This window comes from Arthrobacter sp. 2762, from assembly GCF_040548745.1.
Lineage (GTDB): Bacteria > Actinomycetota > Actinomycetes > Actinomycetales > Micrococcaceae > Arthrobacter.
This window is the reverse complement of sequence record NZ_JBEPSI010000001.1, coordinates 62,447-77,252: the sequence shown is the minus strand read 5'-3', so window position 1 is coordinate 77,252 and position 14,806 is coordinate 62,447. Positions and strand designations below refer to the sequence as shown.

Genomic DNA, 14,806 nt, shown 5'->3' with positions numbered 1-14,806 from the left:
GTTAGGCTTGAGCGTGGCTAAATCGCAAATCAATCGTGTTGCCCTCATTGGGGCCGGCCCCCGGGGCACGAGTGTCCTTGAGCGGCTGCTCGCGAATTGGGCTGCAGGGGCCACCAGCCGTGCGGACCGGACCGATACACGGTGGAGCACATTGCACATCCACGTTGTGGATCCTTTCCCACCGGCATCCGGCCATGTGTGGCAGCCCGAGCAGTCCAGGCTGTACCTGATGAACACCCAGGCGTTCTATCCGACGCTCATCCCTGAAGATCCCAAGCTTGCGCAGCCCCTCGCAGGCGGTTCCTTTGACCAGTGGCGCGCCGCCCGACGTCGTGATGGACAGGGCCTGAACGACGCCGAAAAGGCGGAGTTGGCCACCCTCGACTCCCACGATTTTCCCAGCAGGGCGCTGTACGGACGGTACCTGCGGCAGACTTTGGCGGACCTGCTTCAGCGAATGCCCGACGGCGTGGAGGTCACCTTCCATGAGACGATCGCCGTAGCGGCGCGCCCGGTCCCGGCGACCTCAGGCACCACAGGTGGGCAAACTTTCGACGTCGAACTGGCCGACGGCACTACGCTCACCGTCGGCTCGGTGGTCCTCGCGCTGGGGCACATCGAGTCCCGTTTGAATCCGGAGCAGCGTTCGTTCCAACGGGCGGCCGATGAGCACGGCCTCCTCTACTTCCCACCTGCACCGCCGGCCGACGTCGACTGGCAGCGGGTGCCGGACAACGAGCCCGTCCTGGTGCGCGGGATGGGACTGAATTTCTTCGACGTCATGGGCCAGCTGACTGAGGGGCGCGGAGGCAAGTTCGTCGAAGCCGGCGTACCGGGAGCCGGAGTTCTCGAGTACCGGCCCTCGGGCAGGGAACCCAAGATCATCGCGGCGTCCCGGCGCGGCACCCCATACCGGGCAAAGGCCGGCCTGAGTGGGTATTACCCCAGCAGCATCACCATGCGTTACCTGACCGAGGCAGCGGTGGACCGCTTCAGGGCAGCCGGTATCCAGCCCGGATTTGACCATGACCTTTGGCCGCTCCTGCACCGCGACGCCTTGTGGGCTTATTACTCCACCCTGGCCAGGTCGCAGCCTGCGGCCATTCGCGATGCAGCGCAGTTCCTCGCGGACCTCGAGGATGCCTTGCAGCCCCACGCGCACACCACTGCCAAGTGGGAAAGCGACGTCGCCGCCCTGGTGGACAAGCACGTGGTTGCCTCCCGCCGACTCAATGTCCGTGGGCTCGCTGCGCCGTTGGCCGGCCGGACGTTCGCATCACGCCGGGAACTGGACCTGGCGGTAACGGCCTATCTCGACGACGACGCACGACGCTCCGCACTGGGCGAAGCGGACCCCGTGAAGATGGCAATAGGCGCCCTGCACACCGGCAGGGCGATCCTGAAGTCCGTTGTGGCAGACGGTGGTATCACGGACGAATCGTGGGTCGCTGAACTGCGGGGATGGTTCGAATCGTTCGTTGAAGGCCTTGCAAGCGGAGCCCCGGCACTGCGCTCGGAGCAGTTGGCTGCTTTGGCGCGTGCCGGCGTCGTTGGTTTTGTTGGACCCGATCCGAAGTTCAGCGTGGATAGAAGCGCCAAGGTTTTCCGGGCAGCCTCGCCATGGGTCCACGACGGGCCAGCCGAGGCACCCACTTTGATCGAAGCGATGTCACCGGCCAACAGGGTGGGCATCAATATTTCCCCACTCTTGGAACAACTCATGGCCGACGGCCTTGTGCGAACCAAAATCATGATGAGTGCCGAGGGTACGCCGGTGCAGACGACCGGACTGGATGTGGAACCGCACCCGTATCGGCCCGTGGCGTCCAACGGCTCTGTGACCCGGGGGATGTATGTTTTGGGCCTGCAATTGTCCGCGACCCAATGGGGAACAGCCATTGCTGCAGAGGCGCGTCCGGCAACCGGGAAGGCTTACGCCAGTGGCCAGCGAACCCTGCGGGATGCCGACGAGATCGCGCGTAGCATTCTGGGCAGCTAGCTGCCTTCGTTTGCGGCGAGTCCAATGCTTCGCTAGTGTGTGAGCTGCATCACCGGCAAAGTGGTGCGCGCTTTTGATCTGCGGCGGGAGAGTTCTGCCGGTACATCACGTCAGGCGCCGTAGGAGCAAACCCTCCCCAGGAATCTCTCAGGCCCATGTACCGCCGCGGCGAGGCAACTCTGGAAAGCAGTCCGGGCAACCGGGCTCACCGAAGGTGCAAGCAGGCCACCCCTGCGGAAACTCTCAGGTCCACCTACAGAGTGGGGAGGAACCCGAATCATCGTGGCACCCAGTGCCGCCTGAACAATGGAGTTCCTCTTGACGATTCAGCGCCCACCATCCTCCGTCTCGCATCCAGCAGACTCACCACACCTCGAACGGCAGCTCAGTAACCGCCACATCCAGCTGATCGCGATAGGCGGTGCAATTGGCACGGGCCTGTTCATGGGCTCGGGAAAGACCATTTCTGCAGCTGGTCCCTCCGTCATTTTCGTGTACATGATCATCGGCTTCATGCTCTTCTTCGTCATGCGCGCCATGGGCGAGTTGCTCCTGAGCAACCTGAACTATAAATCCTTCAGCGACTTTGCAGCGGACCTGCTGGGTCCCTGGGCCGGGTTCTTCACGGGCTGGACCTACTGGTTCTGCTGGGTCATTACCGGCATCGCTGACGTCATCGCGATCGCCGGGTACTCCAAGGAGCTCTGGCCTTCCCTTCCACTCTGGGTGCCCGGATTGATCACCATCGGCATCCTGTTGCTCCTGAACCTGGCTACGGTGAAAGCATTCGGCGAGACCGAATTCTGGTTCGCCCTCATCAAGATTGTGGCTATCGCGGCCCTCATCATCGTCGGTCTGTTCATGATTTTCAGCGGCTTCCAGTCCGATGCGGGACCGGCCAGCTTCACCAACCTGTGGAGCCACGGTGGCTTCTTCCCCAACGAATTCATGGGCTTCGTCGCCGGTTTCCAGATCGCCGTCTTCGCTTTCGTCGGCATTGAACTGGTAGGCACCACGGCCGCCGAGGCCAAGGACCCGGAGAAGAACCTGCCCAAGGCCATCAACTCGATTCCGATCCGAGTGCTGCTCTTCTATGTGGGAGCCCTCATCATCCTGATGTCCGTCACCCCGTGGACACAGTTCGCGGCTGGACACAGCCCATTCATTGCCATGTTCTCCCTGGCCGGCCTGGGCGCCGCAGCTACCATCGTCAACCTGGTGGTGCTCAGCTCTGCGATGTCCTCAGCCAACTCGGGTATTTACTCCACGTCCCGCATGGTTTATGGCCTGGCCCAGGAAGGCGACGCCCCGGCTGTGTTCGGCGCGCTCTCAGGACGCAAAGTACCCCGCAACGCCCTGTTCCTTTCCTGCGTCCTGCTGCTGTCCGGCGTCGTCCTCATGTACGCAGGGCAGGACATCGGCAAGGCGTTCGACATGGTGACCACCGTGTCTGCTGTCTGCTTCGTGTTCGTATGGTCCATCATCCTGGCCAGCTACCTTGCGTTCCGCAAGCGGCGGCCACACCTGCATGATTCTTCGGCGTTCAAAATGCCAGGCGGCGTGGTGATGGTGTGGGTGGTCTTCGCATTCTTTGCCTTCGTGCTCTGGACCCTGACCACGCAGCCGGACACTTTTGCTGCGCTGCTGGCCACGCCGCTGTGGTTCCTGATTCTGGGGGTGGCCTGGGTCATCCTGCGTCGCCGGCCGGCACATCTGGTTCGCTATGGGGAGTTCCAAGCGCAGCTTGAGAAGGACGCGAAGCGCGCGGAGGAACCCGAGCTCGCTCAGAAGTAGCTGACAATCCACAAAGGCCTGCCCCTCACGAGTCATCTTTGTGAGGGGCAGGCCTTTTGGCGGGTCATGCGAAGGGGCTTCTTAGCCCCTCAGGCACTTCTGGTACTCCAGCCAGGCCCACGCGTAGCGCAGCCAGCCTACGACGTCGTACCACTGAGTCGGCTTGGTGGGCTCAGTGCACAGCGGCGGGTTCGGACCGGTCCCAGCCACGGTCACCAAAGCCTTCACTACGGTTCCGGACTCGACGGCGGTGAGCACCAATGTGCCGGTGCCTGCAGCTGCCGCCGCGGGAACCTTGAGGTTCACGGTGGCTGTGCCTGCCGTTACCGGCACGGATTCGAGCGTCGTCGCCGCGCCCTTGCTGTCCACGAAGATGGCTTTGAGGGCGGTGTTGGCCGGGCTGCCGATCGAGGTGAGATTCAGCTTGGAGACAGCGAGTGCCATGGGCTCACCCGCCTGGACTTCTGCCGCAGTGGTGTTGACCACGGCAACTGACCGGCGCGCGAAGTCCGGAGACACCGGGTTGTGCTCACGGAGGTACTTGATCCAGGCATCGCGGTCCACCAAGCCGGTGTCCTTCGTGTTGCTGCCTTCCTTGAAGATCCGGAAGTTGTCGCCACCCGTAGCCAGGAAGCTGAAAGTCCCAATTCTGTACTGCTTGGCGGGGTCCATCACTGTCCCGTTCACCCAAATACCGGTGACGCGGTCGCCTGCTGGGCGGGTGGCGTCGTAGGTGTAGTTGACGTTCTTGGACAGTCCCAGCTGCTGGTAGGGACGGCTGGGAACAGTTCCGTCAACGTTGGTCTGCCACTGCTGCTCAAGAAGGGTCTTGAACTGGGCGCCCGTGAGGGATGTGGTCCACAGGTTGTTCACGAACGGCAGGACCGCGTTGGCCTCGGCGTAGGTGATGGTGCCGTCCGGCGCGTAGTAGAGCTCGTTACGCAGGCCGCCGGGGTTCACGACGCCGATCTCCGCCGCACCCAGTTCAGGCGCCTTGAGCGTGTCCGCCAAGGAGTCCGCTACCAGGTTTCCGAGAGTGGATTCGTTCGCGCGGTCGTCCCGCTTGGGGGCGCCGCCAGCCGGATCCGGAGTGAAGGCGGTGGTGATATCAGCTGTCACTGCGCCAACGGGCTGATTCCCGATCACGGCAGCCTCGGCGAGAGCCTTATCCACGATCGCCTTGACCGCGGCCACCCGAGGATAGGCGGCAACGAGGCTTTCCGAAGTGTCCGTTGTACGATCCACCACGGCGGCTTTATAGCCTGTGACGGTTTTCGTGGCGGTATCGATGGTGAGAGTCACGCTTCCCACGTTTTCGCCGTAGTTGCCGGTCTGCACAATGGGCCGGGTTTTGCCGGTGGGCTGTCCGTTAGCATCCAGCAGGGGTGCATCCCAGGCGTATTCCTTGTGGGTGTGGCCGGTGAAGATGGCGGCTACGTCAGGGGTGGTCTCGTTGACGAGCTTGGCGAACGGTCCGCCGGCTGCGACTTCCTGCTCCAGGGTGGCACCCTCCGGTGTGCCCGATGCTGCACCGTCGTGATTTTCAACGATGATCAGATCGGCAAGGTTTTCTGCTTTGATCTTGGCGGCGACCCGATTAATGGCCTCCACTGGGTCACCGAACTCGAGATCCGTAATTCCGGCCGGCGTCACCAAGGACGGAACTTCCTGCGTGACCGTACCAATGACTGCCACCCGCATGCCGTTCATGTCCAGGACCTTGTACTCCGGCAGTACCGGAGTCCTAGTGCCCTTCTGGTAAACGTTCGCGCCCAGGTAGGCAAACTTCGCGTTGGTACCATCGGCGATGACGCGGTCGCGCAGATCCTGCCACCCGCCGTCGAACTCGTGGTTGCCTACTGCGGAAGCCCCGAGTTCCAGGGCGTTCAGGATATCGATGGTCGGCTGGTCCTTGGCAACCGAGGAAGCGAAGAGTGAAGCGCCGATGTTGTCGCCGGCAGAAATGAAGGCAGTTGCCCCGGGGGCGGCCGCAGCGCGGAGCTTCTCCACAGTGCCGGCGAAGAGGACAGTGTTGGAGTCGATCCGGCCGTGGAAGTCGTTGATGCCAAGGAACTGCAGGTCAACAGTGGCTGGCGCATCCGATCCCAGGTTCATACCCACTACCACGGGATCATGGTCGCTTGCACGGAACTCGTCCCCGGCATAGTAGTTGGTCACATTGTTGTTATACCTGCTGTACTCCAGCGCCACGGACTCGACGGAGTTGATGTTCCAAATGTCGGTTCCCCTGACTATCCCGGCCGCTGCCGGGGAAGCAAGGATGTGGTCCAGCGAGCCCACCATGCCCCCGAAGAGGTAAGAATGCTTGCCGGTACCAGCTTCAAGGTCGGCGTAGCCTGCGCCAGTGAGGACATTGATGGGGTCTTCCTTGGCATAGGCGTTGAAGTCGCCGATCAGGAAGACCTTGTCCGTGCCCTTGGAGGCCTGGAGGTCCTTGGAGAAGGCGAGCAGTGATGCAGCCTGCTTGGTGCGGGCTATGTTGGAGGCGCCCTGGCCCTTGTCCGTGTCATCCGGGGTGGCGGCGGACCCCTTTGACTTGAAGTGGTTCACAATTGCGATGAACTTCTTGTCGTCGTCCGCGCCGACGGGCTTGAAGACCTGCGCCAGCGGTTTGCGGGCGCTGGCAAAGGCCACGGTGTCGTTGTGGATGATTGACTCCCCGAGCGGCTCGGCTACGGCCTTCTTGTAAATGAACGCGGTGCGGATCATATCCTCATCGCTTAGAGGGGGAGCGTTGGCGGGTGTCCGCACGTAGTCCCATACGCCAGGCGTCTTCACGTTGAGGGCGTCCACCAGCTTGGACAAAGCATCATCACGGTTCTTGCCGAACTGGGCGGAGTTCTCGATTTCCTCAAGGGATACGACGTCCGCACCGGCCCTGGTAATTGCAGCGACGATCTTGCTCTGTTGGCGTTGGAGGTTTTCAGCATTGGCAGCGCCGCGGGCATTGCAACCTTCTTTGACCGTGATCGGATTCCCGTCCCGGTCGGTGTAGAAAATGCAGCCGCTGAGCTGGTCGCCGGTGGTGGTGAAGTAGTTCAGCACATTGAAGGAGGCGAGCTTCAGGTTTCCGCCAACGTCAGCGGGGCCGTCGGGGCGGGTTGTCGTGAAGCTTGCCGGCTGGGCTTGTTCCGCTGTGGCCGGAGTCAGCGGGACGAGCGGCTGGAACTTCCAGGAGTTGTTGCCGTAGCCCAGGATCACATCGGTCCGGAACTGCGCCGGGGAGCCTACCCGGACAGGGTCAGATGTAGTCAAATAAGGGAGTTGCTGGGCCTTGGTGGTGGCGTCCTTGAGAAAGTTGGTGGACGCGCCGTCGTCGAGCTTGATGGCACGGAGGGCGTTCTCTGCCACCACGCCGGAATATTCTGCCGAACCATAGGTAGCGACCGCCGTCGGCTGCACTAACGGCGATGTGCCGGCCGCGAGGCCGATTTCGCCATACTGGTTCAGCGAATAGTTGTCCGTCACGGTGTAAGGGCCCTGTGGGGCGACGAGCATGCCCTCCAGGGCTTCGCGCGCGGCCTCGTTGGCGGGCATCTCGAAGGCAGTGGGCTTTACCTCCGGTGCGGCTTCGCTCAGCTTCTTCAGGCCGGCAGCCTCAACTGTGAGCTGTGTCTGGTTGGCGAACTCGCTGACAACACCGGTCAGTTCCACGTAGTCGCCGGACTGCACTGTTCCTGCCGTGGTGGGGGAGTAGATGAACAAAGCGTCCGACGCCGTCCTGGCCGCCCCTGCGGCCTCCCCGCCGCTTCCGGGGGTTTGGACGTAGTAGCCGTTGAAGCCGCCCGTAGCGTACACGGCAGTTACTTTGCCGCGGGTGGTTACTGTACTGCCTACGAGCGGACTCGCGGCGCTGGTGCCCTGGATTTCGGCGATGGTCTTCAATCCTGGGGCCGGCTCCGGCTCAGTGGGTGGATTTCCGCCGCCGGACGCCGTGGGCGTGATGGTGGCGCTCAAGCTGAAGTCGGCAGCGTTGGAGTTGGTGTCCACGCCGTTGCTCCGATTAAGGCTCTTGACGTCCGTGTTGCCAGTGGGGGCGGTTGCTGCCGAAGTTTCGAAGGTGTTGGACGTGCCGTAGCCCAGGAGATCCGCTACGGCTGGATTGTCCGTCACTGAGCCTGCGGCCAGGGGAGAAACTGCGTTGCTCTGCTTCGCCAGGACCAGCGTGCCCGCAGTTCCACCGGGATTCAAGGTTCCGGTGGCCTGCACATCCGGAGTGGGCAGGGCTGGTGCGGTGGACGTGCCGCTGTTCGTAGCTCCTTGGATCAAGTAATAGCCTTTGGCAGGGATACTGCCGGTGAGGGGAGTGATGCCCGTGGGCGCTCCCGTGCTGGTTGCCGACCGGTACTGTAGCGACCACCCTGCCAGGCTGACCGGAGTGTCCGAGGAGTTGTAGAGCTCTACGAACTTGTTCCTGAAAGCAGAGCCGCTGCTGCCTCCGCTGAGATAGGCCTCATTGATGACCACGGCCGAGGTGCCCGGCGGCGCTGACGGATCGTCGGCCGCGATCGCGGGAACGGCTGTCAGCGGGGCTGCAAGCAAACCAGCCGAGAGCGCTGTTCCAGCTGCTACTTTCCAGTGTTTTTGGTGCATCCGCTCTAACTTTCATTAGGGGCCCTGTGGGGCTCTTTGGACTACGCCCGCTGTCTTGTGAAGTGGGCGATATGCCGGAAGTTACTCCGGGTAAACCTGGGTTTCGGGCATAGCAGAACATGTCGGAATGAACAGGAAGTGGACCGGTGATGGATGGAGGGCGCACGCGCGGAGCCTGCCGACTGCCTCAGGTCAAGAGGCAGCCGGCAGGAACCGGGCGATCGCTGGTTAGCTGGCCGGCGCCATGTTCTGGATCACCTTGAAGACGGCACCAGTAGGGTCCGACAACGTGGCCAATCGTCCAAAGGGCGTATCTGCTGCCGGTTCCATCACGGTAGCGCCCAGAGCTGCGGCCTGTTCCACTGTGGCGTCAGTGTTGTCCACCGCGAAGTACACGCTCCACATGGACGGAACCTGCTCCGGGAGGAAACCGGCTGCGTCCATAATCCCGGCCTTGGCATCGTCACCAGCGCCCAACGTGGTGTAGCGGAACTCCGGCGTATCGCTCATGACGGCAGTTTCCCAACCGAAGACGGTCTGATAGAAGCTGACTGCTGACTCGTAGTCCTTCGCGAGTAGTTCGTGCCATGCCGGCGCGCCGGATTCGGCAGCGACCTCGTAGCCCCTCATTTCACCGAACTCCCAGGCCCCGATGGCAGCTCCTGAAGAGTCGCCATACACGGCCATGCTGCCCTGTTCATGAACATCCATGGGCTCCAGGAGGACCTGGCCACCATAGGCGGCAGCTGCCTCGGTGGTGGCTTTGATGTCGTCCGTGCGCAGGTACGTCGACCACACATCCGGCATGGCCCCCATGTCTGCCTGTTTCTGCATGATGCCCGCAACCATGCGTCCATCTTTGGAAGCCGTGATGTAGCCGCCGTACTTCTCCTGGTCGCCCGTCTCGTAAGTCCAGCCAAAGAGCGCGCTGTAGAAGGACTTGGCTTTTTCCGTATCGGATGTCATCAAATCAATCCAGCACGGGGCGCCGGGGGTGATGTCAGGCGTAGGCATAAGTGAGGCTCCTGTGTTCGTTCCGCGGCGGAAGCTACGGCTGTTTGTGGGCGGTTGCGAGGACAAGCAGAACACTATGCGGGGGCTATGACAGTTTCAATGATTTTCTGGGTGTCAGTTCTCAGATCCGGATTGGGGCCCAAGTTCTGGTCCGGTTTTTAAGCCAACGATGCCCTGGGTTTTAAGCCAAAGATGCCCCGGGTTCGTGAACCCGGGGCATCTGCTGGCGGAAGGTAAGGGATTTGAACCCTTGGTACGGGGTTACCGCACACTGGTTTTCAAGACCAGCTCCTTAGGCCGCTCGGACAACCTTCCCTGCCTAGTAGTGTTTCATAGGGAGTTGGCTGTTCCAAAACATCACGTGCTCCAGTCCCTGCCCCGGGCCTGGATGTACAAGCAAGAAACCGGGAGTTCGTCATGAAAGCCGTCTATATTTCTGAACCAGGCGGACCCGAAGTCCTCGAAGTCCGGGACGTACCGGCTCCGGTGCCCGGCGAGGGCGAGGTACTGATCGACGTCGTGGCTGCTGGCCTCAACCGCGCGGACGTCCAGCAGCGCCGCGGATTCTACCCACCGCCGCCAGGGGCTTCGGAGATTCCCGGCCTGGAGGTCTCCGGCCGCATCGCCGCTTTCGGGCCAGGTGTCACCAAAGCCTTCTCAGTGGGGGACAAAGTAGTGGCTCTGTTGTCGGGCGGGGGATATGCCCAGCAGGTCGCCGTGCCCGCAGAGCAAGTACTGCGACTTCCCGACGGCGTGGACCTGGTCACCGCTGCGGCACTGCCCGAGGTGGCGGCAACCGTGTACTCGAACCTCGTCATGACGGCCCAGCTACAACCCGGGGAGACTGTTCTCATCCACGGCGCCACCGGCGGCATCGGCACCATGGCCATCCAGCTCGCCAAGGCCTATGGGGCCAAGGTTGCCACCACCGCCGGCTCTGATGAAAAAGTGGGTACAGCAAAGGCCTTCCTCGGTGCCGACATCGCCATCAACTACAACGAGGAAGACTTCCCTGAAAGCCTCAAGGCACAAAACGGAGGCAAAGGCGCAGACGTGATCCTCGACGTCGTGGGCGCCAAGTACCTGCAACAGAACATCGAAGCGCTCGCCGACTACGGCCGGCTGATCGTCATTGGCCTGCAGGGCGGAACAAAAGCCGAAATAAATCTGGGACAACTGCTCAGCAAGCGTGCTGCCGTCATCGGCACGGCCCTCCGGCCACGACCGGTGGCCGAAAAGGGCATCATCATGTCCGCCGTACGGGAGTCCGTGTGGCCCATGCTCGCCGACGGCCGCATCAAGCCCTTGGTGGCCAAATCATTTCCGCTGGACCATGTCCGCGAGGCACATGAATACTTTGATTCCGGAGAGCACGTAGGAAAGGTCCTCCTGCTCCTCTAACAACCACAGCAGCCCTGTTAATGCAGGACGTCCCCCGTCAATTCCCCAGTAGCAAGGAGCCTCATGTCCATCCGGCACAGCCTGCTTGCCCTGCTTCAGGACCAGCCCCGGTATGGCTATGAGCTGCGTGTGGAATTCGAGGACCGTACAGGTGCTGCCTGGCCGCTGAACATCGGTCAGGTGTACACCACGCTGGACCGGCTTGAACGCGATGGCCTTGTCAGCAAAGACGGCGACGACGGCGGTGGCCACGTCGTTTACAGCATCACGGACGCCGGGGTGGAGGAAGTTGCGGCTTGGTTTGAGGGAGCGGTGGATCGCGGCAACCCGCCGAGGAATGAAATCGCGATCAAGCTTGCGCTCGCCGTGACACTGCCGGGCGTGGATGCATCGGCCGTCATCCAGTCCCAGCGGGAAGTTTCCGTTCGGGCCCTGCAGGAACATACGCAAGCGCGAAAGGCTGTTTCGGCCAACCAACGGTCCTCCGATACGGCATGGCTGCTTGTGCTCGATTCCTTGATCTTTCAAGCGGAGGCGGAAGTGCGCTGGCTGGATCTTTGCGAGGCACGAATGGTCCAGTCGCAGGGCAACAGAGGGCTCAATTAGTACGCCCACCGCAGCGGTACTACCGCTCACCGCAAGACCACCGGGGTTCCGGTGTCACCCCCACCCTCTGTATGTCCTCTTTGTTAGCGTGCCCTGACTGTTCAGCGCACCCGCGGCCACAACCGCAGCAGTTCTCAAGGAGGAGACACGGGCATGACCCCTGACCATACAGAACCTGACCAAACAGAACCTGACCGAACAGAACCTGACCGAGCAGGAGAAGTGGAGGGCGTCGACCCTACGCTGCCCGCAACGGCCTTGGATGAATCCGTCCTGGATGCCGAGGACCGGAGGTGGACTCCGGCAAGGATCGGAATCTGGGTGGCGATTTCCCTCCTGGGGGCCGTGGCCTGGTTCATGCTGGCGTTGGTCCGCGGCGAGACCGTCAATGCCATCTGGTTTGTGTTCGCAGCCGTGTGTACCTACCTGATCGGCTACCGCTTCTACTCGAAGGTCATTGAGCGGTACCTCCTTAAGCCCAATGACCGCCGCGCCACTCCGGCCGAATACAAGGCCGACGGCAAGGACTACGTCCGCACTGACCGTAACGTCTTGTTTGGACACCACTTCGCGGCCATCGCTGGCGCTGGACCCCTGGTGGGCCCCATCATTGCAGCCCAGATGGGCTATCTCCCCGGCACTATCTGGATCATTATCGGCGTCGTTCTTGCCGGCGCGGTGCAGGACTACCTGGTCATGTTCTTTTCAATGCGCCGCGGTGGCCGTTCCCTGGGCCAGATGGCCCGTGAGGAACTCGGTGTCATTGGTGGCACTGCGGCGCTCGTGGCAACGCTGCTCATCATGATCATCATCGTGGCCATTCTTGCCCTCGTGGTGGTCAACGCCCTGGGTGAAAGCCCGTGGGGCGTGTTCTCGGTGGGCATGACGATTCCGATTGCACTCTTCATGGGCGTCTACTTGCGCTATCTTCGTCCGGGCAAGGTCATGGAAGTCTCCATCATTGGCTTCGTTCTGCTGATGGCGGCCATTATTGGCGGCGGTGCCGTGGCCGGCACCGAATGGGGCGCGGCCTTCTTCCACCTGGACAAAGTCACCATCGCCTGGGGCCTCATCGTCTACGGTTTCATCGCGGCCATCCTGCCTGTGTGGTTGCTCCTTGCGCCGCGTGACTACTTGTCCACCTTCATGAAAATCGGCGTGATCGTGATGCTCGCTGTCGCCATCATCGTGGTCCGCCCGGAAATCAGCGTTCCGGCGTTCAGCGAGTTCGCGGGCCGTGAGAACGGCCCGGTTTTCTCCGGGGCGCTCTTCCCGTTCCTCTTCGTCACCATCGCGTGTGGTGCATTGTCCGGTTTCCATGCGCTCATCTCGTCGGGAACCACCCCCAAGCTGATCGAGAAGGAACGTCAGACCCGTTTCATCGGCTACGGCGGCATGTTGATGGAATCGTTCGTGGCCATCATGGCACTGGTGGCGGCCATTTCGATCGATCGCGGCATCTACTTCGCCATGAACGCGCCACTGGCACTTACGGGTGGCACGGTGGAATCCGCTGCGCAGTGGGTGAACAGCCTTGGCCTGGCCAACGTCAACATCACTCCTGACCTTTTGGCACAGACGGCCAAGGACGTCGGGGAAGAGAGCATCATCTCGCGCTCGGGTGGAGCCCCCACCTTGGCGGTCGGCCTGGCCCACATCATGCAGCAATTCATTGGCGGCCCCGCAATGATGGCCTTCTGGTACCACTTCGCCATCATGTTTGAGGCACTCTTCATTCTTACCGCAGTGGACGCCGGAACCCGAGTTGCCCGCTTTATGCTGCAGGACTCCATCGGTAACTTCGTGCCCAAGTTCAAGGAGCCCGCATGGCGCCCGGGCGCTTGGCTGTGCACGGCCATCATGGTGGGAGCATGGGGGGCGGTACTTTTGCTGGGCGTTACGGATCCCCTTGGCGGCATCAACACGTTCTTCCCTCTGTTCGGCATCGCAAACCAGCTCCTGGCCGCGATTGCCCTGGCGGTGTGCATGGCTATTGCGGCCAAGCGCGGGGCCTTCCGTTACCTGTGGATCGTGGCGGTCCCCTTGGCCTTCGCGGCCGTTGTCACCATTACGGCCAGCTTCCACAAGATCTTCTCGCCGGTTCCCGCAGTGGGCTACTTCGCCAACAACCAGGCATTTGCGAAAGCCTTGGCAGATGGCAAAACGGAGTTCGGGACGGCCAAGACACTCGCAGCCATGGAAGCGGTGGTACGCAATACAGCGATTCAAGGCGTGCTTTCGGTCATCTTCGTCGCCTTGAGCATCATCGTGATCATCACTGCCGTGGTGGCAACAGTCAGGGCCTTCCGTGCCGGCGGCGGAAAGGATCACGAGGATCCGGCCTTGCCGTCCAAGGTCTTTGCTCCCGCCGGGCTGTTCCCGACCTCCGCAGAGAAGGAGCTGCTCGCCGAATGGAACGCCTTGCCGGCCGGGCAACGGACCCAAAAGGCGGGGCATCACTAATGATTTCCATGGCAAAGGGCTTTCGAGGTTTCGCCGCCTACATGAGCTCACTCATGGGCGCTGACGCTTACCGGAAGTACCTGGAGCACTTCACGTCCACGGCCCACTCCGGTCCTGCCATGACAGAGCGTGAGTTCTGGCGGGACCGGATGGACCGGCAGGACAGCAATCCTCAAGGGCGCTGCTGCTGACGTGTAGTTTCGCTACGAACGAAGTCCAAAATCCGGTCCTGGACCCAGGTTCCCGTGAACCGCATGAGAGTATGAACGGATGAGCGATCTGAACGACATTCAGCCCACGGATGAGGCTTCGGACGACACCCCCGTGGAGGGAACCACCTTGGACGAGGGCACCAATACACCCACAGAAGAACATTCGGGCAATGCGGTACCCGTCAAGGATTCCAAACCCAGGGGCGCGAACCTCCAGGAACTTGTTGACGAACCAGCCAAGGTAATGAGGATCGGCACCATGATCCGCCAGCTCCTTGAAGAGGTGAAGAGTGCACCGCTGGACGATGCTGCCCGGGGCCGGCTCGCAGAGATTCACGAGCGCTCCATCAAGGAACTCGAGGACGGATTAGCTCCGGAGCTCATCGAAGAGCTGGAACGCATCAGTCTTCCCTTCCCTGATGAGAAGGCGCCATCGGATGCAGAGCTTCGTATCGCCCAAGCCCAGCTTGTCGGCTGGTTGGAGGGACTCTTCCACGGGATCCAGGCTGCTGTCGCGGCACAGCAGGCCGCAAACGCACAGATGCAACTCCGTCAGCTTCCGCCAGGAACTGTCATTGCGCCCGGCATCGTCATCGGCGAAAACGGTCAACCCCAGCGGGCCGCTGCACCGGGTGCGCCTGGTGCCGCTCCCCAGGGCCGGGCCGAAGATCCGGACCATGGCCCGGGTCAGTACCTCTGAGCT

At 61.9% G+C, this 14,806-nt stretch carries 9 protein-coding genes, 1 tRNA gene and 1 riboswitch; of the genes, 7 read left to right on the top strand and 3 right to left on the bottom strand.

The features are described from left to right. Positions 1-13 precede the first annotated feature (13 nt). Positions 14-1,999, top strand: a complete 1,986-nt coding sequence (locus ABIE18_RS00335; protein ID WP_499720654.1) for an FAD/NAD(P)-binding protein — start codon at positions 14-16, stop codon at positions 1,997-1,999. A 74-nt stretch (positions 2,000-2,073) separates the two neighbouring features. Next, positions 2,074-2,172: riboswitch (glycine riboswitch) on the top strand. A 133-nt stretch (positions 2,173-2,305) separates the two neighbouring features. Next, on the top strand, positions 2,306-3,793 hold the full coding sequence (gene cycA / locus ABIE18_RS00330; protein WP_499720653.1) for a D-serine/D-alanine/glycine transporter: 1,488 nt from the start codon (positions 2,306-2,308) through the stop codon (positions 3,791-3,793). An 81-nt stretch (positions 3,794-3,874) separates the two neighbouring features. Here the strand turns inward: cycA and ABIE18_RS00325 are convergent, their stop codons facing one another. The 3 genes from ABIE18_RS00325 to ABIE18_RS00315 form a co-directional block, all read right to left on the bottom strand. Further along, positions 3,875-8,407 (bottom strand): ExeM/NucH family extracellular endonuclease, encoded by a 4,533-nt coding sequence (locus tag ABIE18_RS00325; protein ID WP_499720652.1) that lies wholly within the window; start codon positions 8,405-8,407, stop codon positions 3,875-3,877. A 228-nt stretch (positions 8,408-8,635) separates the two neighbouring features. Then, the gene (locus ABIE18_RS00320; protein ID WP_499720651.1) at positions 8,636-9,421 is read right to left on the bottom strand and encodes a VOC family protein; all 786 of its coding nucleotides are present in this window, start codon (positions 9,419-9,421) and stop codon (positions 8,636-8,638) included. A 224-nt stretch (positions 9,422-9,645) separates the two neighbouring features. After that, positions 9,646-9,736 (bottom strand) — tRNA-Ser (locus ABIE18_RS00315). A 102-nt stretch (positions 9,737-9,838) separates the two neighbouring features. Between ABIE18_RS00315 and ABIE18_RS00310 the strand changes: the two genes are divergently transcribed. The 5 genes from ABIE18_RS00310 to ABIE18_RS00290 all read left to right on the top strand — a co-directional run bounded on the left by ABIE18_RS00310 (position 9,839) and on the right by ABIE18_RS00290 (position 14,803). Then, complete coding sequence (locus ABIE18_RS00310) at positions 9,839-10,822, top strand: NAD(P)H-quinone oxidoreductase (RefSeq protein WP_499720650.1); 984 nt, start codon at positions 9,839-9,841, stop codon at positions 10,820-10,822. 63 nt (positions 10,823-10,885) lie between these two features. After that, a complete protein-coding gene (locus tag ABIE18_RS00305) occupies positions 10,886-11,428 on the top strand; it encodes a PadR family transcriptional regulator (protein ID WP_499720649.1) in 543 nt (180 codons plus the stop codon). Between the two features lie 153 nt (positions 11,429-11,581). After that, a complete protein-coding gene (locus ABIE18_RS00300) occupies positions 11,582-13,891 on the top strand; it encodes a carbon starvation CstA family protein (RefSeq protein ID WP_499720648.1) in 2,310 nt (769 codons plus the stop codon). Next, positions 13,891-14,082, top strand: coding sequence for a YbdD/YjiX family protein (locus ABIE18_RS00295; protein WP_499720647.1), 192 nt, complete (start codon positions 13,891-13,893; stop codon positions 14,080-14,082). The genes ABIE18_RS00300 and ABIE18_RS00295 overlap by 1 nt, the downstream gene beginning before the upstream one ends. A 79-nt stretch (positions 14,083-14,161) precedes the next feature. Continuing rightward, complete coding sequence (locus tag ABIE18_RS00290; protein WP_499720646.1) at positions 14,162-14,803, top strand: bacterial proteasome activator family protein; 642 nt, start codon at positions 14,162-14,164, stop codon at positions 14,801-14,803. The last annotated feature ends 3 nt before the right edge of the window (positions 14,804-14,806 follow it).